Annotated in this window: 18 protein-coding genes; 7 read left to right on the top strand and 11 right to left on the bottom strand. The window is 65.6% G+C overall.

The annotated features are described in order from the left end of the window. Window positions 1–60: 60 nt before the first annotated feature. From QYH69_RS05830 to QYH69_RS05815, 4 genes are read right to left on the bottom strand one after another with little or no spacing between them, the layout of a single operon-like run. The gene (locus QYH69_RS05830) at window positions 61–1,164 is read right to left on the bottom strand and encodes an aminotransferase class V-fold PLP-dependent enzyme (protein ID WP_308830940.1); all 1,104 of its coding nucleotides are present in this window, start codon (window positions 1,162–1,164) and stop codon (window positions 61–63) included. A gap of 45 nt (window positions 1,165–1,209) precedes the next feature. Beyond that, on the bottom strand, window positions 1,210–2,130 hold the full coding sequence (locus tag QYH69_RS05825; protein ID WP_308830939.1) for an ABC transporter permease: 921 nt from the start codon (window positions 2,128–2,130) through the stop codon (window positions 1,210–1,212). Then, window positions 2,127–3,044, bottom strand: a complete 918-nt coding sequence (locus QYH69_RS05820) for an ABC transporter permease (protein ID WP_308830938.1) — start codon at window positions 3,042–3,044, stop codon at window positions 2,127–2,129. The genes QYH69_RS05825 and QYH69_RS05820 overlap by 4 nt, the downstream gene beginning before the upstream one ends. Before the next feature lie 15 nt (window positions 3,045–3,059). Further along, window positions 3,060–4,079, bottom strand: coding sequence for a spermidine/putrescine ABC transporter substrate-binding protein (locus tag QYH69_RS05815; protein WP_308830937.1), 1,020 nt, complete (start codon window positions 4,077–4,079; stop codon window positions 3,060–3,062). Window positions 4,080–4,359: 280 nt separating this feature from the next. Between QYH69_RS05815 and QYH69_RS05810 the strand changes: the two genes are divergently transcribed. Next, entirely contained in the window at window positions 4,360–5,310 is a 951-nt protein-coding gene (locus tag QYH69_RS05810) for a LysR substrate-binding domain-containing protein (RefSeq protein ID WP_308830936.1), read from the top strand. An 82-nt stretch (window positions 5,311–5,392) separates the two neighbouring features. Then, on the top strand, window positions 5,393–6,697 hold the full coding sequence (locus QYH69_RS05805; RefSeq protein ID WP_308830935.1) for an MFS transporter: 1,305 nt from the start codon (window positions 5,393–5,395) through the stop codon (window positions 6,695–6,697). 61 nt (window positions 6,698–6,758) lie between these two features. Here the strand turns inward: QYH69_RS05805 and QYH69_RS05800 are convergent, their stop codons facing one another. Next, a complete protein-coding gene (locus QYH69_RS05800; RefSeq protein WP_308830934.1) occupies window positions 6,759–8,150 on the bottom strand; it encodes an FAD-binding oxidoreductase in 1,392 nt (463 codons plus the stop codon). Between the two features lie 429 nt (window positions 8,151–8,579). Between QYH69_RS05800 and QYH69_RS05795 the strand changes: the two genes are divergently transcribed. The 3 genes from QYH69_RS05795 to QYH69_RS05785 all read left to right on the top strand — a co-directional run bounded on the left by QYH69_RS05795 (window position 8,580) and on the right by QYH69_RS05785 (window position 11,091). After that, on the top strand, window positions 8,580–9,140 hold the full coding sequence (locus QYH69_RS05795; protein WP_308830933.1) for an FAD-dependent monooxygenase: 561 nt from the start codon (window positions 8,580–8,582) through the stop codon (window positions 9,138–9,140). Next, window positions 9,137–9,307, top strand: coding sequence for a hypothetical protein (locus QYH69_RS05790; protein WP_308830932.1), 171 nt, complete (start codon window positions 9,137–9,139; stop codon window positions 9,305–9,307). Before QYH69_RS05795 ends, QYH69_RS05790 begins: the two co-directional genes overlap by 4 nt. A gap of 170 nt (window positions 9,308–9,477) precedes the next feature. Continuing rightward, a complete protein-coding gene (locus tag QYH69_RS05785) occupies window positions 9,478–11,091 on the top strand; it encodes an AMP-binding protein (protein ID WP_308830931.1) in 1,614 nt (537 codons plus the stop codon). Window positions 11,092–11,118: 27 nt separating this feature from the next. On the opposite strand, the gene QYH69_RS05780 is transcribed toward QYH69_RS05785, so the two are convergent. The 6 genes from QYH69_RS05780 to QYH69_RS05755 all read right to left on the bottom strand — a co-directional run bounded on the left by QYH69_RS05780 (window position 11,119) and on the right by QYH69_RS05755 (window position 18,165). Beyond that, the gene (locus QYH69_RS05780) at window positions 11,119–12,144 is read right to left on the bottom strand and encodes a substrate-binding domain-containing protein (RefSeq protein ID WP_308830930.1); all 1,026 of its coding nucleotides are present in this window, start codon (window positions 12,142–12,144) and stop codon (window positions 11,119–11,121) included. 26 nt (window positions 12,145–12,170) lie between these two features. Then, complete coding sequence (locus QYH69_RS05775; protein WP_308830929.1) at window positions 12,171–13,316, bottom strand: ABC transporter ATP-binding protein; 1,146 nt, start codon at window positions 13,314–13,316, stop codon at window positions 12,171–12,173. Between the two features lie 48 nt (window positions 13,317–13,364). Continuing rightward, complete coding sequence (locus QYH69_RS05770; RefSeq protein WP_308830928.1) at window positions 13,365–14,327, bottom strand: carbohydrate ABC transporter permease; 963 nt, start codon at window positions 14,325–14,327, stop codon at window positions 13,365–13,367. Between the two features lie 3 nt (window positions 14,328–14,330). Then, window positions 14,331–15,164: a sugar ABC transporter permease gene (locus QYH69_RS05765; RefSeq protein ID WP_308831079.1), complete on the bottom strand. Its 834-nt coding sequence runs from the start codon at window positions 15,162–15,164 to the stop codon at window positions 14,331–14,333. A 211-nt stretch (window positions 15,165–15,375) separates the two neighbouring features. Then, window positions 15,376–16,656, bottom strand: coding sequence for an ABC transporter substrate-binding protein (locus QYH69_RS05760; RefSeq protein WP_308830927.1), 1,281 nt, complete (start codon window positions 16,654–16,656; stop codon window positions 15,376–15,378). A 102-nt stretch (window positions 16,657–16,758) separates the two neighbouring features. Beyond that, window positions 16,759–18,165 carry a GH1 family beta-glucosidase gene (locus QYH69_RS05755; protein WP_308830926.1) on the bottom strand — a complete coding sequence of 469 codons (1,407 nt, stop codon included), beginning with the start codon at window positions 18,163–18,165 and terminating at the stop codon, window positions 16,759–16,761. A 36-nt stretch (window positions 18,166–18,201) separates the two neighbouring features. Between QYH69_RS05755 and QYH69_RS05750 the strand changes: the two genes are divergently transcribed. Together QYH69_RS05750 and QYH69_RS05745 are read left to right on the top strand one after the other, a co-directional pair. Beyond that, complete coding sequence (locus QYH69_RS05750; protein ID WP_308830925.1) at window positions 18,202–18,426, top strand: hypothetical protein; 225 nt, start codon at window positions 18,202–18,204, stop codon at window positions 18,424–18,426. Window positions 18,427–18,655: 229 nt separating this feature from the next. Next, complete coding sequence (locus QYH69_RS05745; RefSeq protein WP_308830924.1) at window positions 18,656–19,708, top strand: AraC family transcriptional regulator; 1,053 nt, start codon at window positions 18,656–18,658, stop codon at window positions 19,706–19,708. The last annotated feature ends 10 nt before the right edge of the window (window positions 19,709–19,718 follow it).

Genomic DNA, 19,718 nt, shown 5'->3' with positions numbered 1-19,718 from the left:
ACCAGCCGCTAAAGCGTTAGCCCATTCAGGAGATGTCGCTTCTAACGATGCACATCGCGCTCAGACGGCATAGACATCCCTCACGGCCCTCACCGCCGCACCAATATCGACCTTCACTGCGCGCCGCTCGAGAACCGCGCCAAACGCCGTCACATTCGCGAGCACCGCGTCGAACGACGCGCGCAAACCGGTGTGATCGAGCCGCACGATCCGTCCTTCGATTTCGCCGAAGCCCGGCAGCAATTCCACGCCGAGCTTCGCCGCATCCGCGATCAGGACGTTTGCATGAATGCCCTCCGGCGCCCGCACCGAGGTCACGAGCGCGGACGCCGCCTCGTCCGCTGCTATCCACGGCTCGACGCCGAGCGCACGCAACCCCGCACGGCTCGCCTGCGCCGCCTGCCGATGCCGCGCGATAACCTGTGCGACGCCCTCGGCTTCGACGCGATCGAGCGCCGCATCGAGCGCCCAGAATTCGAGCGCGGGCGGCGTGCCTGGCAACGCAAGCCGGCCACGGTCGAGCCAGTTGCGCTTGAGTTCCGCAAGCGACAGGCTCGACGGCGCGAAGTCCGGCCGAGCGTCGATATGCGCCCACGCACGCGCGCTGACCGCGACCGCCGAGACGCCGGCCGGCCCCGCGAGCGCTTTTTGCGCCCCGATCACCGCGATATCGATGTCATGCTCGTCGAAGTCGATCGGATGCCCGCCCACCGAAGCGACCGCATCGACAACGAACAAGGCCTGACGCGATCGCGCGAGCGCCGCCAATGCGCCCAGCGGATTGAGCGCGCCATTCGACGATTCCGCATGCACGGCCGCGACGACATCCACATGCGCCAATCGGTCGACACAGGCGGACACCGCGGCGGCCTCGATCGGCTGCCCCGGCGCCGCGTTCACCTGATGAACCGTCGCGCCGCCGCGCGCGAGCCACGCGCCGAACCAGGCGCCATACGGGCTCGTCACCACGTTGACGGCGACCAGTCCGGGCCGCGCGATGCTCGTTGCCACGGCCTCGAGCGCGAGAGTCGCCTCGGCCTGCACGAACACGACGTCGCCTCGCGTCGTCGCGAACAGCCGCTTGATGCGATCGGCAAGCGGCGCGTAACGGTCAGCGGGATAACGCGGCGGATCGAGCAGCAAGCGAAGATCGAAGCGGGACATCGAATACCTTTACCTTTGAGCGTTTTGCCCGTTAGCGCCGATCGCTTACGCGGACGCGGTCTGCGCAGCGTGTTCAGGCGAACAAACCCGCGACGACGAGCGCTGCCGCATCGCCCGATACAACAGCGCCGCCACCGCGAGCATCGCCACCGTAAAGACGAACACCGCCGACGCAGCCGCGTACACGGCCGGCGACGGACCATACTGCAGGCTGCCGTACAGATACACGGGCAGCGTGCCTGTTTGCGGCGTCGTCAGAAAGGCCGAAATCACGAGATTATCGAACGAGAACGTGTAAGCCATCACGCCGCCCGCCGCGACGGCCGGCGCGAGTTGCGGCAGCACGATATGGCGCAGCGTCGCGGTGCGCGTGGCGCCCAGATCGGCGGCGGCGTCTTCGAGGTCGCGATCGAGCGTCAGCATGCGCGCGCGCACCACGAGCGCGACCACGGCGATGCCGGTTGGCGTGATGCCCGCGACGAGCGTCGCCGTGTCGAGCGGCACGCCCGTCACCGCATAGAACAGCAGCAGCGAAATGCCGATCACCGATTCGGGCACGATCAGCAACAGATACGTGATCAGCGTGAGCAGGCGCCGCACGCGCCGCACCCGATGCCGCACGACGACAAACCCGAGCATCGTGCCGAGCAGCACCGACAGCAGCGCGCACCACGCCGCGACGATTACGCTCTCTTCAACCGCATGCCGCAGCGACAGGTCACTCCACGCGGCTGCATACCATTGCAGCGTCCAGCCGGTCAGCGTCGCGGTCTGCTTGTTGTCGACGCCGAGATTGAACGAATACACGATGCCGGTCGCAATCGGCACGAACAGAAACACGACGACGAGTGCGTACCAGGCCCTGAGGCCCGTTTGCGCGAAGCTCAAGCGTGAACTGAAGCGCGGTCGCGTCGCAGCTTGTTGCGCACGCAACCTGTCGGACGACGAAGCACGCTGCCCGTTCATCGCCCCGTCTCCGCGAAGCCCGCTGTTACGCGCGCCAGCAACGCGACCAGTACCGCGACGGCAATCAGCACGGCCATCGCCATCGCCGAACCCAACGCGTAGTTCTGCGCATCGAGATACTGCTCGGCAATCGCCTGCCCCATCAACACGCCGCGTCCGCCGCCGAGCAGCGTCGGAATAACCATTTCGCCGAGCATCGGCACGGCGGTCAGCAACAGCGCGGTCGCGATGCCGGGGCGGCTCAGCGGCAGAATCACCGCGCAGAACGTGCGCCAGCGCGTCGCGCCGAGGTCTTCGCTCGCGTCGATCAGTTCGCGCGGAATCCGTTCAAGCACGACCGCAAGCGGCACGATCGCAATCGGCAAATAGACGTAGACCATGCCGATAAACACCGCAACCGGCGTATCGAGCACATCGAGTGCGCCCGTATGCAATCCCACCGCGTCGAGTAGCGCTTCGGCCAGGCCGTGCCGCGCGAGCACCATGCGCAGCGACATCACGCGAATCAGGAAGCTCGAGAAATACGGCACCAGAATCAGCGTCAATGCGAGCAATTTGCGGCGCGCGTGAAACGCGATAAAGCAGGCAGCCGGATACGCCACACCGACGCATAGCAGCGACGCAGTCGCGGCAAAACGCAGCGTTCGGGCGAGCGTTGCGCCGTAGAAGCCGGTCAGCGCCGACGCATAGTTATCGAGCGTAAAACCGGCCTCGACGCCGCCGAACGTCGAGTGGCCGAACGAAAATACAGCCGTCAGTCCAAGCGGTACGAGAAAGAACACCGTGAGCCACGACGCGGGCAGCGCCGCAAGCAGATGATCGGGGGCCTCGCGCAAGGCGAGCGGCACCGCGCGCGACGGCGTTTTAGCCGACCCGGACGCCGACGTGGACGAATCGCCGCGCAAGCCGCGCATCGCGATGCCCCGCCCTTAGCCCGCGGCCGCGCGGATTTCGGTCTGCGTCTGCAGATAGACGCCGATCGTTTCCGGGTTGACGACAAACGACGTCAGCTTGCTGAAGTCGAGACCCTTGCCGCCGAAGATCAGATCCGCGTCGTGCACGTCGGGCCCGATCCTGTCGCGCAGACCCGCGATCGCCGCCGGAAAACCGAGGTAGCGCGTTTCGGCGACCTGCACTTCGGGCCGCAACTGATACGCGAGAAAACCGTACGCGTCGTCGAGATGCGGCGCATGCTTCGCAATCGCATAGTTGTCCACCCAAAGCTCGCTCAACGGACCCGGCACGACCCATTTGAGGCGCGGATTCAGCATGATCGCCGCGCGCGCGCCGGCCTGATGCGTCTGCGCAAGCACGATCGAACCGTTCGCCGCCGCATCGGGCTGCAGCGTCGCAAAGGTTTTCACGTGCTTGGCAAAGCGTTTGACGGGCTCGGCCGCCGCACGGATCTGATCGGCGCTTGCCTTGTTCCAGTCCTGCCCGCGCATCCACAGTTCGGGCCCGATCGTCTCCCAGCCCGATACCGACAGACGCACCTTGCCCGATACGCCCGGCTTCTCGCCGGCCTTGAAGAAGTCCTCCCATGTGACGATCTCGCCCGTCACTTGCGGATCGTAGAGCACGCCGAGGAGCCCCCAATCCTTCGGTATCGAATAGCGGTTGCCGCGGTCGTATTCGCGATCGAGCAGCTTCGGGTCGAGCGATGCGAGATCGAGCCGGCCGTGATCGAGCTCCTGCAGCAGCCCGCGCTTCGCGAACTGTGCGATCCAGCTCGACGACGGAATCACGATGTCGAACCCCGCGCCCGCCGGGCTATTGAGCTTCGCGAACAGGGTCTCGTTCGAATTGAATGTCGACACCGCGGGCGTGACGCCGGACTGCTGCGCATAGGCACGCAGATCGGTGGTCGAGAAATAGTCGGGCCAGCTGTAGATATTCAGTTGACGCACCGTCGCCGCACGCGCGAACGGCGAGCCGGCGAACCGCGCCATGACGGCGGCGGCTCCGAGCATCCGCAAGACCGAGCGACGCCGCTCGATGCGGCCAGCCGTGCGTCCTCGCAGGCCAACGTGCGCGACCGGGTGTTGGGGTTGGTGTTCTTTCACGTCGATTTCAAGCCTCGTTTGCAATGAACGCGGTGCACCTATTCGAAGGACAACGCCTGAGCGGGCTGATTATTTCATCGTTTTTGCTATCGTTCAGTGTCGGGCCGCCTCGCGGGGCGGGGCTCGCCCGACCTTACGACTCGCACAACGCCACCGGGGACATTCGATGCCGCTTCGCTTACCGCCCTTATCGTCGCTGCGCTTTTTCGAAGCGGCCGCGCGGCATCGAAGCTTCAAGCTCGCCGCGGCGGAGCTCAACGTGACGCCGAGCGCGGTCAGTCACGGCATCGTCGGGCTCGAAGAGGCGCTCGGCGTCGAGCTGTTCGTGCGCGAGCCCCGCGGACTGTCGCTGACGCGCGAGGGCAAGCTGTATCTGCCGTATATCGCCGAGGCCTTTGCGCTGATCGCGATCGGCACGCAGCGGCTGCCCGACCGGCGCGCGAACCGCACCATCGCCGTCAGCTGCGCGCCGACGCTCGCGATGCGCTGGTTCGTGCCGCGCCTCGCGCGCTTTCGCGAAGGCTGGCCGAACGTCAACGTTACCGTCGACACGTCGCGGCGGCTCGTCGGCTTTCCGGCCGACGGCTTCGATTTCGCGTTGCGTCTATCGCGCGGCCCGATTGCCGGCGCGACGTGCGACCGCCTGTTCGGCGAGCGGCTCGTGCCCGTGTGCAGCCCGGCGTATCTCGAGACGTTGATCGGGCGCGACAACGGATCGGTCGACCTGCGCCGCGCGACGCTGATCCATGTCGATACCGCGAGCGCCGACTGGCAAGCGTGGCTGGACGGGGCGCACGCGGATGCCAACTGCAAGGACCTCGACGCCTCGAGCGGCCTGCGCTTCGACACGGTCCAGCTCGCGCTCGAGGCCGCCGCCGGCGGACTCGGCGTCGCCATCGGCCGGCTGCCGCTCGCCGACGCAGACCTTGCCGCCCGCACGCTCGTCGCCGCAAGCGGCCTCGTCGTCACGGCCGGGCCGGCCTACTGGCTCGTCAGCGCACACGCCGACGACGAACGCCCCGAAATGATTGCGTTCAGGCGCTGGCTGCTCGCCGAAGCGGCGAGCGTCGAACCGGTTGCGGACGCAACCGGTTCCGGCGTGCCGGAAGAGACATGAAAATTTTTCACCTGTCATCAAAATCTTTTCCTTTGTCGCCGTTCCGAAGCGCTGCCACTATGGCCGCGAGGAGGAACCCACGATGTCGACGGCCCTGCGCAGTCCTGCGCAACCCTTTAGGTCCCACCTGCTGCTCGTGATCGCCGCGGCCGCGCTCGTCATGAGCGCGGCGATGGGCGTGCGGCAAACCTTCGGCCTCTTTATCGGGCCGTTCTCGTTCGATCGCGGCGTGCCGGTCACGCTGATCGCGTTTGCGATCGCGCTGCACAACCTCGTCTGGGGCTTTGCGCAGCCGTTTGCAGGCGCGGCCGCCGACCGTCACGGCGCAGCGCCGGTGGTCGCCTTCGGCGCTGCGGTGTTTGCCGCGGGTCTCGCGCTTGCGGCGGCTTCGTCGTCGGGCTGGATGCTCGTGGCTGGCCTCGGTGTGCTGGTCGGCGTCGGCATCAGCTGCACGAGCTTCGGCGTCGTGCTGAGCGCGGTGGGGCGCGTGGCATCGGCGGAACAGCGCAGCCTTGCGATGGGCCTTGCAAGCGCGGGCGGGTCGCTCGGCCAGGTGCTGATGGTGCCGCTCGCACAGACGGTGCGGCTCGATTCGGGCGCAAACACGTCGCTGCTGGTCCTTGCCTTCGTGATGTTGCTCGCGGCGCCGCTCGGCATCGTGCTCGATCGCCGCGAGCGCGCGCAGCCTGCCAATGCACCGCGCGCCGTGGCGGCATCCATCGCGACACCCATCACGGCGGGGAAGCCGAGCGAAGCACAGCCGGCCTCATTACGTGCAACGCTCGCCCATGCATCGCGCCATCGCGGCTACCGTCTGCTCACGCTCGGCTTTTTCACGTGCGGCTTCCAGCTCGCGTTCATCGCAACGCATCTGCCCGGCTATCTTTTCCTGTGCCATATGCCGATCGGCCTCGGCGCAACCGCGCTATCGCTGATCGGGCTGTTCAACATGGCCGGCAGCTGGGCGTGCGGCTGGCTCGGCGGACGCTACCGGCAACAGATCGTGCTCGGCTGGCTCTATCTGATTCGCGGCGCGGCCATCGCGGCATTCTTCCTGCTGCCGAAGACGACGACGTCGGTCGTGCTGTTCGCGGCCGTGATGGGACTGACATGGCTCGGCACCGTGCCGCTCACGAGCGGACTCGTTGCGAAGGTGTTCGGCACGCGGCATCTCGGCACGCTGTTCGGGGTCGTCTTTCTGAGCCACCAGCTCGGCTCGTTCCTCGGCGCGTGGCTCGGCGGCTTCGTATTCGACGTGACGGGCTCGTACTCGCTGGTCTGGGGGGCGACCGCGCTGGCCAGCCTGTTCGCGGCGCTACTGCACTTTCCGATCGACGACACCGTTGTCGAAGACACGAAGTTACCGGTCGAAGCGGCGCGCGCGTAACAGGCGCAATTTCAAGCGCAATTTCAAACGCAATAGCAGGCGCGATCGCAACCCGCGTCGCCTAACGGGTCGGTTTGATGTTCTGGTTGAGGCTGAAGAAGTTCGACGGATCGTACTTCGCCTTCAGCTCGGCAAGGCGCGCATAGTTATCGCCATACGCGACGCGGCTTTGCTCGGGCACTTCGTCGCTGAAGAAATTCGGCAGATAAGCGCCGTTCGAATACGGCCGGAGCGCATCGAACAGGCCGCGCGCCCAGGCGACGTGCCGATCGTTGTCAGCCGGGTCGAGCCACTGCGGCATGATGTTGATGTAATACAGATGGTCGCGATGCGGAAACGCCGTTTCCGCGGCCGGCACGCGCGTCGGCGCACCGGCGTAGTACTCGACCACGACCGCGGTCAGCGGCGAAACCGGACGCGCCATATGGTCGATCAGCAGATCGATCAGATCGTCGCTGAACGATTTGACGAACGTCGATTTCCAGTAGTTGTACGACTTGTCCGGAAACGATTGCTCGAGGAACGACTGCATGACCGGGAACGGCATCGGCTCGATCGCATCGAGCATCGGCGTGCCGAACTGGCGCAGCGGCGCAAGCACGCGCTCGCCCTCGGCGAGGTCGCCGCCGCAATAGCACACGATCATGCCGACCGCGGGCACGCCGTCCGGCGTCGACAGCAAGCCCGCATACGCAGTCAGCTCTTCGGGCGCGGTCGCCATGAACTCGCGGAAATGGCGCAACACGTCGCGCGCATCGGCGCGCGGATAGAGCAGCAGGCCGCCGAGCACCGTCTTCACCGGACGCGCGCGGAACACGAACGACGTGACGACGCCGAAGTTGCCGCCGCCGCCGCGCAGCCCCCAGAACAGATCGGGATTCGAATCGGCGCTTGCGGTGACGAGCTCGCCGTTCGCGGTCACCACTTCGCACGACAGCAGGTTGTCGATCGTGAGCCCGTACTTGCGCACGAGGAAGCCGACGCCGCCGCCGAGCGTGAGCCCCGCGATACCGGTCTTCGAGACCACGCCGGCCGGCACCGCGAGGCCGTGCAGATGCGTCTCGCGGTCGACATCGGCGAGCAGCGCGCCGGCCTGCACATGAACCGTGCGCGTTGCCGCGTCGACCGACACGCGCTTCATCGTCGACAGATCGATCACGAGGCCGTCGTCGCACAGCGAGCGGCCCGCGACGTTGTGGCCGCCGCTCTTCACCGACACGAGCAGGTCGTTCGCCCGCGCGAACTTCACTGCGCGAATCACGTCGGACGCGCTCGAACAACGCGCGATCAGACCCGGATGCCTGTCGATGCTCGCATTCCAGATCGTGCGCGCCGCATCATAACCTTCATCGCCGGGCGACAACGCCTCTCCTTTGAATTCGCTGCGGAACGTGGCGATGGCTGCGGGGTCGACGTTCTTGCCGTCGCGCTGCTTTAGCGTGGCTGCGTGCATTGTTTTTTCCTCAGAAAGAGTCGAAGGGGGACATCTCGGCCCGGATGTCGCCGGACCGGCTGGAAAAGGCCGTGCCGTCAACAGCAAAACGCATGAGGGCGACCGCGGCAACGCAACTAGAACAGCTAGCATCCACGCGTTATTCCATAAGCGGCGTGGCATGCCGTATTACGTTCAGCTCATGCGGGCGTTCGCCGCGCGTGCGTTTGCGGCGATTGCGGCGACGCCGCGGTCGGTGCATTCGATGCTTGCGCCCTCAACTACCGGGTGCATGCCGATGCGATGTGGTCATTGAATGGTCATTGAAGACAAGCGCTCCTAACTTCCCGATCCGGCGGCTACGTGCGGCGCGCTCGTCATGCGCAGACAGATCGCCTATCATCGTGACGGTCGGCGCCCGCGCGCGAATGTGCGCTGCCGCACACAGGTATGCACCGCGTTTCAAGCCGAACCGGCGTATGGCTGACCGGCAGCGAAACATGGCAGGACGGCGCGCCCGCGGGCGGCATGCAGCTGTCGCAGCTGCAAGGGCTGCCGTATGGCGCGCTGTCGCTCGCGCAATTCGATACGGAACGCTTGCTCGAAACAGCACTGCATCGGCACGGCGGCCACGTCGAATATGGCTGGACGCTCGAGGCGTTTAGCGAAGCCAACGACGACGTAGAGGCCCTGTTACGCGGTCCGCAAGGCGAGACGCATACGCTGCGCTGCCAATGGCTCGTCGGCTGCGACGGTGCGCGCAGCACGGTGCGCGCGCAACTGAATCTGCCGTACGAAGGCGCACGCTATCCGCAGACCTTTGCGCTTGCCGACGTCGATGTCGACTGGGCACTGCCGCGCGGGCCGATGTACCGTTTCAACTGGTCCGATGCCATGCGTGCTGTGTCGTCGCTCGCGGCCGTACCGGTGCGCGGTTCGGTGGTGTATCGCGTGAGCCACCGCATCGCTTCGCCGCGCCCGGCTGCACGCCGCCGCATGACGAAACAATGACAACCTTGATCGATACGGCCGGCGCATTCGCCGCCGCGTTCGGCGCGCACGGCGGCATCGGCGGCATGGGCTGGATCGTGCGGCCCGACGGTTATATCGGCTGGCGCAGCGCGCAGGTTTCGGCCGACGCGATCGACGCGTGGCTAAGGCACGCACAGATCGTCTGAAGCCCGACCGGCGGCGTGTATCGAGGCGCGCTCCCGGATCGATCTTCGATCCGCATGCGCCAGTGCCCTGGCGCCGTTTCGCGGAATAAACCCAAGCCCTTCGTTGTTTTCGTAGGCGGGTGAACGCGTCGTTGCGACCCGCCCCATAACGAACGAAGGGAAATCGCCCGATGACGCCGCCGTCCGTCCGCGCTCGCCTGCAGCATTCGCACTGGCTCCCCGATCCGTCGAACCCGGTCATCGAACGAACCGTCGGCGACGCGCTGCGCAGCGCAGCACGCGTCTATGCCGGCGATATCGCACTGGTCGAGGGGAGCGCGGACCGCCACGCGCGCCGCGCGTGGACCTACGGCGAATTGCTGAACGCAGCCGAGCGCATCGCGCTCGGCCTCTCACGGCGCTTTCAGCCCGGCGAACACATCGCCGTATGGGGCAATAGCAGCCCCGAATGGCTGCTGCTCGAATTCGGCGCGGCGCTTGCTGGCCTCGTGCTCGTCACGGTCAATCCGGCCTTCAAGGAAGCGGAGCTCGCGTACGTGCTCAAGCAGTCGCGCGCGGCCGGCTGCTTCGCCGTGCCGCACTATCGCGACCGCGACATGCTCGCCACGCTCGCCGGCGTGCGCGCGCAATTGCCCGCGCTGCGCGAGATCGCGTCGCTGCACGACCTGCCGTACGCAAGCGCCGACGAATCGCCGGACGCGCGGCTGCCGGCCGTGCAACCCGGCGACATCGCGCAGATCCAGTACACATCGGGCACGACGGGCTTTCCAAAGGGCGCGATGCTGCGTCATCGCGGGCTCGTGAACAATGCGCGCTTCAACGCCGAAGCGGCCGGCGTGCGCGAGCGCGACGTCTGGATCAACCCGCTGCCGATGTTCCACACCGCCGGCTGCGGCCTCGTCACGCTCGGCGCGTTGCAGACGGGCGGCACGCATGTGATGCTGCCCGGCTTCGATGCGGGCCTGATGCTCGAACTGATCGAGTCGGAACGCGGTTCGTTCACGCTTTCGGTGCCGACCATGGCGATTGCGCTGCTCGAACATCCGACGCTCGCGCAGCGCGACCTGTCGTCGTGGCGGATTGCGGGGCTCGGCGGTGCGCCGGTGTCGGCCGAACTCGCCGAGCGCATCGAGAACACCGTGCCCGCGCGCGTGACGATCGGCTTCGGTTTGACCGAGCATTCGCCGTATATCACGCACACGCGTCCCGACGAGCCGTTCGAGCGCCGCGCGTTGACCGTAGGCCGCCCGCTGCCGAACACCGAAGTGAAAATCGTCGACCCGCACACTGGTGAGATCGTGCCGGTCGGCGACATCGGCGAAATCTGCGCGCGCAGTTACGCGGTCATGCGCGGCTACTACGACAATCCGCAAGCGACTGCCCTGACACTCGATGCCGATGGCTGGCTGCGCACGGGTGACCTCGGCAGCATCGATCCCGACGGCTATTGCAGCATTCATGGACGACTGAAGGACGTGATCATCCGCGGCGGCGAAAACATCTATCCGCGCGAGATCGAGGACGTGCTCGTCACGTACCCGGGCGTGGCCGATGCGGCCGTCGTCGGCGCGCCGGATACGACGTGGGGCGAAGTGGTGGTCGCGTTCATTCGCACGGCCGCAGGCGCGCAACTGAACGAGGACGAACTGTTCAACCACTGCCGGCGGCATCTCGCGGCGTTCAAGACGCCACGGCATTGGCGCTTCGTCGATAGTTTTCCGCAAACGCCTTCGGGCAAGATCCAGAAATACGTGCTGCGTGAACGCTTCACGGCCGGATCGTGAACATGCGGATGCCGCGCGGTTGCATAGTCACGCGTTGAACGCGATGCGCGGCGCCGGCCCGACCGACGCGCGCATCGTCACCGTCACCGGAAACTCGCGGACGATATCCCACGACGTGCGATAGCAACGGTTGATCAGCCACCTGACCGCGTTCTGCGTGAGCTCGGCGGTCGGAATATGCACCGACGTCAGCGCAGGCGCGGCGTACGCGGCCGCATAGTCGTCGTCGTAGCCGATCACGGACACGTCGCGCGGCACGACGATGCCGGCCTGCTGGAATTTCGCGAGCGCGCTGATCGCCATCGTGTCGTTCGCCACGAACAGCGCCGTGAAAGGCCGCTTCGCATCGAGCAACGCTTGCGCGGCCGCATAGCCGCCTTCGGGCGAAAAGTCCGATTCGATCAACGGCACCGTTTCGCGCGCAATACCGTGCCGCGCGAGCTCGTCGAAGAAACCGGAGAGGCGCTCGATATTGTCCGATGCCGTGAACGGCCCGGAAATCACCGCGATCTGCCGGTGGCCGTGCGCAAGCAAGGTCGACGCCGCGAGTTCGCCGCCGCGGCGGTGATCGGCGCAGAACGACGCGTCGGGCATCGCATCGAATGCGCGGTTCAGGAACACGACGCGCGGATGCATGCGGTGCAGCGCATGCAGGTCTTCGTCGTGCAGATCGTGGCTGATGACGACCACACCGTCGCAATCGCGCCCGATCAGAAAGCGCACGGCTTCCATGGCCTGATCGCGCGGCGACGCCTCGCCGCAGCCTGTCGCGACCACCACGTGACGGTGGACGGCGCGCAACTGCGTGTCGGTTTCCTTGAGGATCGTGCCGTAGTACGAGCCGAAAAAGGTCGGCACGAACAGGCCAATGATGCCGAGCGAGCGTGTCGCCATCGCCCGCCCGATCGACGACGGCCGGAAGTTCAGTTCCGCGATGGCCGCGTGCACGCGCGCGGCCGCATCGGCCGACACCGGCCCTTTACCGGAAATTGCGCGCGAAGCCGTCGAAAGCCCGACTCCGGCGCGCCGCGCCACGTCTTTCAGGGTTGCCACAGTGCCTCCATCTGCCGGTGTGCTGGTCAGAGGCGCATGCTGCTAGCCTCGTCGAACAGCGAGATATGCGCGCCGTCGACCGTAAACGCGGTGGTTTCGCCCACCGCGACCGGCGTTTTCTGTTGATCGATCGACGCGATCTGCGCGCCATGATAATCGAGCCAAATAACGCGGTGGTTGCCCATCGGCTCGACAAGCGACACTTTTGCCCGCTCGCCGGCATGCGCGGCCGTGTCCGCGCCGCTCTCGCCGCTCTCGCCGCTGTTGCCGATATGCACGCGCACGTCTTCGGGCCGCACGCCGAGCACGCATGGCCGGCCCGCCGCAGGCGCCTCGCGAAACGGATAGCGCGACACGTCGAGCGTGAAATGCGTGCCGGCGAAACGCACGCCGTCGTTTTGCACCACGAGCGTGCCGTTGAGCAGATTCATCGCCGGCGAGCCGAGGAACGTCGCCACAAACAGGTTCTCGGGCCGCGCGTACACCTCGGCCGGCGTGCCGAACTGCTGGATCACGCCGCTTTTCATCACGGCCATGCGTGTCGCGAGCGTCATCGCTTCGACCTGATCGTGCGTCACGTAGATCATCGTCGCATTCAGGCGCTGATGCAGTTGCTTGAGCTCGCGGCGCAGTTCGGTGCGCAGTTTCGCGTCGAGGTTCGACAGCGGCTCGTCGAACAGAAACACGTCGGCCTCGCGCACGATCGCGCGGCCGATTGCGACGCGCTGCCGCTGCCCGCCCGACAGTTGCGCGGGCTTGCGCTTGAGCAGCGGCCCCAGTTGCAGCATGTCCGATGCGCGCGCGACGCGCCGCTCGATCTCGGCCTTCGGCGTGCCGTTGATGCGCAGCGCGAACGACAGATTGCGCTCGACGCTCATCGTCGGATACAGCGCGTACGACTGGAACACGAGCGCTACGCGGCGGTCCTTCGGATCCGCCCATGTCATGTCTTCGCCGCCGATCTCGATACTGCCGTCGCTCACGTCGATGAGCCCCGCGATGCTGTGCAGCAGCGTCGACTTGCCGCAGCCTGACGGGCCGAGCAGCACGACGAACTCGCCGCCGCGCACGTCGAGATCGAGCGCGTCGATGACGGTGTTCGCGCCCAGTTGCACCTTGAGGTCGCGCACCGCCACATTCGCGAGGCCCGCGCCATTCGCTACGGTCGCCATCTTTTCCCCTTCTTTTACGTTTCCGTTACGGCTCCGTTACGACTCCGTTCAACCTTTCACCGCGCCGGACGCGATGCCACGCACGAACCAGCGCCCCGAAACGAAGTAGACCGCGAGCGGCACGAGCGACGTCAGGATCGTCGCGGCCATGTTCACGTTGTAGAGACGCTCGCCGGTCGTCGTATTGATGATGTTGTTCAGCTGCACCGTCATCGGCAGGTTTTTCGTGCCCGCGAACACGAGACCGAGCAGGTAGTCGTTCCAGATATTGGTCACCTGCAGGATCATCGCGACGACGATGATCGGCAGCGACATCGGCACCATCAGATGGAAAAAGATGCGCCAGAAGCCGCCGCCGTCGATGCGCGCGGCCTTGAACAGCTCGAGCGGTATGCCCGCGTAGTAGTTGCGAAACAGCAGCGTCATGACCGGCATGCCGAATATCGTGTGGATCACCACGATGCCGGGCAGCGAGCTGAACAGGTGCACGCCCGCGAGCACGCGCACCATCGGATAGATCATCACCTGATACGGAATGAACGCGCCGACGAGCAGCACGCCGAACAGCCATCCAGCGCCGCGCGGCCGCCAGAACGACAGTGCGTAGCCGTTCACGGCGCCGACCGCGATCGACAGCACGGTGCTCGGCACGACGATGCGCACCGAGTTCCAGAAACCGACCTGGATGCCGTTGCAGTCGAGCCCGGTGCACGCGGCCTGCCATGCGTCGACCCACGGCCGCAACGTCAGATGCGCGGGCCACGCGAGCAGATTGCCGAGACGGATTTCGTCCATCGGTTTCACCGACGTCACGAGCATCACGTAGAGCGGCAGCAGGAAGAACATCGCGCAGACTATCAGGAACGCGTAGATGCCAAGGCGTGCCGGAGAAAACCGCGGGCGCCGCGCACGCGGACGCGGCGCGCGCGCTGCCGCGGCTACGGCGTCTTTGCCCGGGCCGCGCCGTTGCGGCGAAGCGGCGGCGCCTTCGGCAGGATCGAGCGTGCTCATGTGTCACACGTCCTTTCGCGCAGCGGCGCGGCTTCTTGCATAGAAAAACGGCGCGAGGATCGCGAGCACCGTCAGCAGCATCACGACCGATGCCGCCGACGCGAGCCCGATGTTCGCGCGGCCGAACAGGTAATCCATGATGAACTTCGCCGGCACTTCGCTCGCGGTGCCGGGGCCGCCTTGCGTCATCGCGACCACCGCGTCGTAGAGCTTCACGACCATCACGAACAGCAGCACGAACGCCGTCGAAAGCGACGGCCCGAGCATCGGAATCACGATGCTCACGTACACGCGCCAGCGCGGAATGCCGTCGAGGCGCGCGGCTTTCCATAGCTCGTCGTCGACGCCGCGCAGCCCCGCGAGCATCAGCGCCATGACGAGCCCCGACGCCTGCCAGACCGTTGCGATGACGAGCGTATAGACGACCCGGTCCTGATCGACGATCCAGTCGAAATGCGCATGCGCGAAGCCGATCTTTCTGAGCACGGCCTGCGCGCCGAGCGAGGGATTCAGGATCCACTGCCAGACGAGGCCGGTCGCGACGAACGACATCGCATACGGATAGAGAAAGATCGTGCGCAACACGCCTTCGGCACTCACGCGCTGATCGATGAAGATGGCGAGCAGCATGCCGAGCACGATGCACGCGACGATAAAGCACGCGCCGTACAGCACGATATGCTGCAGCGACACGAGCCAGCGGTCGTTATGAAAGAGCCGCGCGTACTGCGTGAAACCGGCGAAGTCGTTCGACGGAAACGTGCGCGAGTTGCTGAACGACACGCGCGCGGTCCAGACCATCGTGCCCAGATACGCGAATATCACCGTCAGCAGCATCGGCAACAGCGCGATCCAGGCAGCGACCGGCCAGCGCCTGCTTAACGGACGCCTGGGCCGCAAGGGCCGGCGCCGGTGCGCGGCGGCAGTCTCGCCGCCTGTTCCTGCGCCCGTGCCTGGGCTTGAACCCGCGCCTGCATGAGCGCCGCCATGACGCGGCTTGCCGGCCACGTCCGCGAGAGCCTGCGATTTGAGCGCGCTCATCGCTCGCTCAGCCCTTCAACGCGCCGGCGAAGGCCTTTTGCGCATCGTCGACCGACTGGTTCCTATTCCAGAAGTTCGTGATGACGTCGGTCAACGCGCCCTGCACATCGGGCGAAATCAGCATCTCCGGATTCGGCAACTGCCGCGACTTGTCTTTCATGATCGCAATGCCCTCCTTCGCGCACATATCGAGCTGGCTCGTATCGACGTCCGGGCGAATCGGAATCGAGCCCTTGCGCTCGCTGAACGCCACCTGCGCCGTGGGCGACGTCATCACCGTCGCAAGCAGGTTCTGCGCCTTGATCGCATTCGGATTGTCGGTCTTCGGAAACACGAATACATCGCCGGCCACCAGATACGGCGAATGCGGTCCGAAGCCCGGGAAACAGCCGAAGTCCTTGCCCGCCGACTGCTTCGCCGCCGAGAACTCGCCCTTCGCCCAGTCGCCCATGATCTGCACGCCGGCCTTGCCCGAAATGACGAGCGCGGTCGCATCGTTCCAGTTGCGCCCCGGCGAGCCAGGGTCGACGTAGTCGTGCAGCTTCTTGAAAGAGGCGAGCACCTTTTTGAAGGCATCGGACTTCACCGCGTTGACATCGCGATCACGGTACACCTTAAGATACAGGTCCTGCCCGCCGACGTCCGCGAAAATCGCGTCGAACGTGATTTTTTCCTGCCACGGCTGCCCGCCGAACGCGAGCGGAATCGCGCCGGTTTTCTTGAGCTTGTCGAGATCGGCGACGAACTCGTCGAAGTTCTGCGGTTCGTTGGCGATGCCGGCCTTCTGGAACAGCGGCTTCGAATAGAAGAACCAGCCTTGCATGTGAATATCGACCGGCGTTGCGTAGTAATGGCCGTTCACGCGGATGCTGTTCAGAATCGACGGCGGGAAAATGGCCGCCCAGTTTTCTTTCGCGGCCACCGTGTCGACGTTGTTGAGCAAGCCCTGGTCGATCAGATCGTGAAACTGCTTCGACGTATTGAATTGCGCGGCAGTCGGCGGATCGCCGCCGACGATGCGGTTGATCGCGGTCGCGCGCGCCTGATCGGCGCCGGCCACCGCGTTGTCGACCCACTGGCCGCCGGCCTTGTCGTACGCCTCGGCAAACTGGCGGATCGCGGCCGATTCGCCGCCCGACGTCCACCAGTGAATCACGTTCGCCTTGAGCGGCTCGGCCGCCTGTGCGGTTACCGGGGCGGCCAGCTGGGCGAACGCGCCGCATAGGGCCAGCGCGCAAGCGCTTGCCACGGCGATGTTCGTGCGCGCTGCGGGTCTTCTGCTCTTCATCGCATCTCCTCCAGGCGTTGCGCCTGCTTGTTTGAAGTCGGCTGCATGCTTGCCGGCGCGCCGCCGGCAAGCCCGATGAAAACGAGGACGAAAGATGCAGGATCAGGCGCGCGCGGCGCGTTCCTGCAGGAACTTCGAGATCAGTTGCGCGCTGCGTTTGACGGTGCGCTGCTGGGTCCGGTAGTCGACATGGACCACGCCGAAGCGGCGCTCGTAACCGTACGCCCATTCGAAGTTATCGAGCAGCGACCAGACGAAATAGCCGCGCACGTCGACGCCTTGCGCAAACGCTTCGTCGACAGCCGCGAGGTGGCGCTTCAGAAACGCGATGCGCTGCGCGTCGTCGACCTGGCCGTTGTCGACCTTGTCGTCGGAGGCCATGCCGTTTTCGGTGATGTAGATCGGCGGCAGCGCGCGATAGTTGCGGTGAAAGCCGGTCAACAGATCGCGCAGGCCGTCGGGATAGACTTCCCAGCCCATCTGCGTGCGCTCGACGCCGGCGAGCGGCACTTCGATATAGCCGTTCGCGCCGTCGCTTTTTACATTGGTGCGGAAGTAATAGTTGATGCCGAGGAAATCGAGCGGTGCACTGATGGTCTGCATGTCGCCGTCGAGCACGAGCGGTTCCGCGCCGGGCCAAAGCGTCCACAGATCGGCCGGATAGGTGCCCTTCAGAAGCGGATCGAGAATCCACGCATTGTGCTGCACTTCGAACAGATGCGCGGCGTGCGTGTCGGCCGCGCTCTGCGTGTTGGCCGTGCCGCGCCCGACGTTCGCGACGATGCCCTTCTTCGATGCGGGATCGTTCTCGCGCAGCACCGCGAGCGCCTCGCCATGCGCGAGCAGCAGATGATGCATCGCCTGCGCCGCATAGCGCAGGTTCGCGCGGCCCGGCGCGTGATGGCCATTGCCGTAACCGAGAAACGCCGAGCACCACGGCTCGTTGAGCGTCATCCATGCGTCGACATGGCCGGCGAGTTCGCGGCTCATCAGATCCGCGTAATCGGCGAAGCGGTAGACGATGTCGCGGTTCAGCCAGCCGCCGCGATCTTCGAGATGCTGCGGCAAGTCCCAGTGATAGAGCGTCGCGAAAGTCTGCAGGCCCTTGTCCTTCAGCTTGCCGAGCAGACGCTTGTAGAAGTCGAGCCCTTTGCGGTTCGGCCGCCCCGCTTCGTCCATCACGCGCGGCCAGGCGATCGATAGCCGGTACGCTTCGAAATTCAGCGACGCAAGCAGTTCGACGTCGCTTTCCCAGCGGTGGTAGTGGTCGCACGCCTGTGCGCCGGTATCGCCGTGCAGCACCTTGCCGGGCGTGGCCGAGAACGTGTCCCAGATCGACGGCAGGCGGCCGTCTTCGTTGACGGCCCCTTCGATCTGATACGAGGCCGTCGCCGCGCCGATCAGGAAGTTCTTGCGCCACAGCGCGGAACCGGCAGCGGGCGTGAATGGATCGCCGCCCACATTGCTGCCGCCGGCGACATCGAGGGATTCAACTGCGTCTTGAGCCACGGGCACTCCTCAGGCAAGGTTGAACCGCAGGGATCGTTGATCAAGCAGGAATGGAAGCGCTTCCATCCGTCCGTTGCGCACGATATCAGCGGCGCTTTTGACGCAGCAATCCGGGTTTGTCTGGAGGAGAAGGCAACGTGCCGCGGCGCGCATGAAAAGCGCAAGATCCCGCATGCGCGCCGCATCCGGCGGGTTTGTCGTAGCGGGTTCGCCGCGCACGGATACACGCGCGATATTGACCGTGCAAGGCAAATGATTTGACTGTGCGCGGCGCATATCAGCATTCGTCGACTCACACGGCGCGAACGGAATATTCTTCGCTTTTGCGCTGTTCTCCCGGCTTATACGGGAGGTGCCGCGTACCGGACCTGGTTGCACCGCCTCAGCGCCGCTCTGAGCGAGGCATGTCGATCCACGGGACGACTCGCAGCAATGCCGCATTTGCATTCGTCCAAGGCTTCGCGCCCCACAGGAAAGGAGATGTACGGCCATGGATACCCGTTTTATCGAACACAGCTGGGACGGCGCGCCATCGGGTCGCAGCGCATGGATCGACGCAATCTCGACGACGCATGGTTTGCACTGCCGGCTCGACACGACCTGCTCGGCCCCATCGACCGCGCATCTCGCGCACGCGGGGCAAACCGACATCATCAACGTCGACATCGCGTGGCAGTCCGTTTCGCCGATCATGCAGCGTCCGCCGTCCTGGAACGGCGATCATCTGTTCGTGAAGGTGGTCAGAAGCGGCATGATGTCGGTCGAACAGCGTGGACAGACCGTCAAGTTCGGCCCCGGCGACATCGCCGTGGTCGATCCGCTGCATATGTTCAACGAATCGTTTCGCGAGCCGACGCGCCTCGCGGTCCTGCGTTTTCCGAAAGCGGCCTTGCGTGAGCGTGGCTTGCGCCACCGCTTCCCGATGGTGTGCCGTCCCGATGCGGCGTCGGCGGACGTCGGCGCCGTTCGCGAGTTCGTGCTCAATCTGACGGCGCAGGCCGGCAAGGCCAGCGAGCCGCTGCTCGAGCGGCTCGGCGACCAGTGCCTCGATCTGATGGACGTGCTCGTCACCGAACGCGATTCGCGTGCGTCGCGCCGCGCGAGTGCGGCAACGATGCTGCGCGCGAGACAGGTGATCGCGCGCCGTATCGGCGATCCTGATCTGAGCGTCGTGCGCATCGCCGAAGAGCTCAATATCTCGGCGAGCTGTCTCACGCGCGCGCTGAAAGCAAACGGGCTGTCGCCGATGCGCTACGCGTGGACGCTGCGTCTCGAACACGCGACGCGGATGCTGGCCGGTGCGCCGCAGGGCGCGATTCAGGAAATCGCGTATCGGTGCGGCTTCGCAAGCGCCGCGCACTTTAGCCGCGCGTTCAAGGAACGCTACGGGATGACACCGCGTGCTTACGCGGCAAACCGAAAAACCGCGGCCGCGAACGGCACCGGCGAGGTCGATTGCGATGTCGTTTGCGCTTCCGGCGACGACGCGTCGAAAGCCGCGCAGGCCGTGCCTTCGACTGGAGCCGCCCCGTCGTCGGCATGAGCGAAGCGGT

The sequence above is a fragment of the Paraburkholderia sp. SARCC-3016 genome, assembly GCF_031119615.1.
GTDB lineage: Bacteria > Pseudomonadota > Gammaproteobacteria > Burkholderiales > Burkholderiaceae > Paraburkholderia.
This window is presented reverse-complemented; position numbering and strand designations above follow the sequence as displayed.

Bases quoted from the DNA above. Each gene is read 5' to 3' on its own strand.
- QYH69_RS05775 (WP_308830929.1), bottom strand. From the start codon at position 13,316: ATGGCGACCGTAGCGAATGGCGCGGGCCTCGCGAATGTGGCGGTGCGC.
- QYH69_RS05760 (WP_308830927.1), bottom strand. From the start codon at position 16,656: ATGAAGAGCAGAAGACCCGCAGCGCGCACGAACATCGCCGTGGCAAGC.
- QYH69_RS05830 (WP_308830940.1), bottom strand. From the start codon at position 1,164: ATGTCCCGCTTCGATCTTCGCTTGCTGCTCGATCCGCCGCGTTATCCC.
- QYH69_RS05800 (WP_308830934.1), bottom strand. From the start codon at position 8,150: ATGCACGCAGCCACGCTAAAGCAGCGCGACGGCAAGAACGTCGACCCC.
- QYH69_RS05765 (WP_308831079.1), bottom strand. From the start codon at position 15,164: ATGCTGCTGACGGTGATATTCGCGTATCTGGGCACGATGGTCTGGACC.
- QYH69_RS05790 (WP_308830932.1), top strand. From the start codon at position 9,137: ATGACAACCTTGATCGATACGGCCGGCGCATTCGCCGCCGCGTTCGGC.
- QYH69_RS05825 (WP_308830939.1), bottom strand. From the start codon at position 2,130: ATGAACGGGCAGCGTGCTTCGTCGTCCGACAGGTTGCGTGCGCAACAA.
- QYH69_RS05770 (WP_308830928.1), bottom strand. From the start codon at position 14,327: ATGAGCACGCTCGATCCTGCCGAAGGCGCCGCCGCTTCGCCGCAACGG.
- QYH69_RS05820 (WP_308830938.1), bottom strand. From the start codon at position 3,044: ATGCGCGGCTTGCGCGGCGATTCGTCCACGTCGGCGTCCGGGTCGGCT.
- QYH69_RS05795 (WP_308830933.1), top strand. From the start codon at position 8,580: ATGCACCGCGTTTCAAGCCGAACCGGCGTATGGCTGACCGGCAGCGAA.
- QYH69_RS05815 (WP_308830937.1), bottom strand. From the start codon at position 4,079: ATGGCGCGGTTCGCCGGCTCGCCGTTCGCGCGTGCGGCGACGGTGCGT.
- QYH69_RS05745 (WP_308830924.1), top strand. From the start codon at position 18,656: ATGGATACCCGTTTTATCGAACACAGCTGGGACGGCGCGCCATCGGGT.
- QYH69_RS05810 (WP_308830936.1), top strand. From the start codon at position 4,360: ATGCCGCTTCGCTTACCGCCCTTATCGTCGCTGCGCTTTTTCGAAGCG.
- QYH69_RS05785 (WP_308830931.1), top strand. From the start codon at position 9,478: ATGACGCCGCCGTCCGTCCGCGCTCGCCTGCAGCATTCGCACTGGCTC.
- QYH69_RS05805 (WP_308830935.1), top strand. From the start codon at position 5,393: ATGTCGACGGCCCTGCGCAGTCCTGCGCAACCCTTTAGGTCCCACCTG.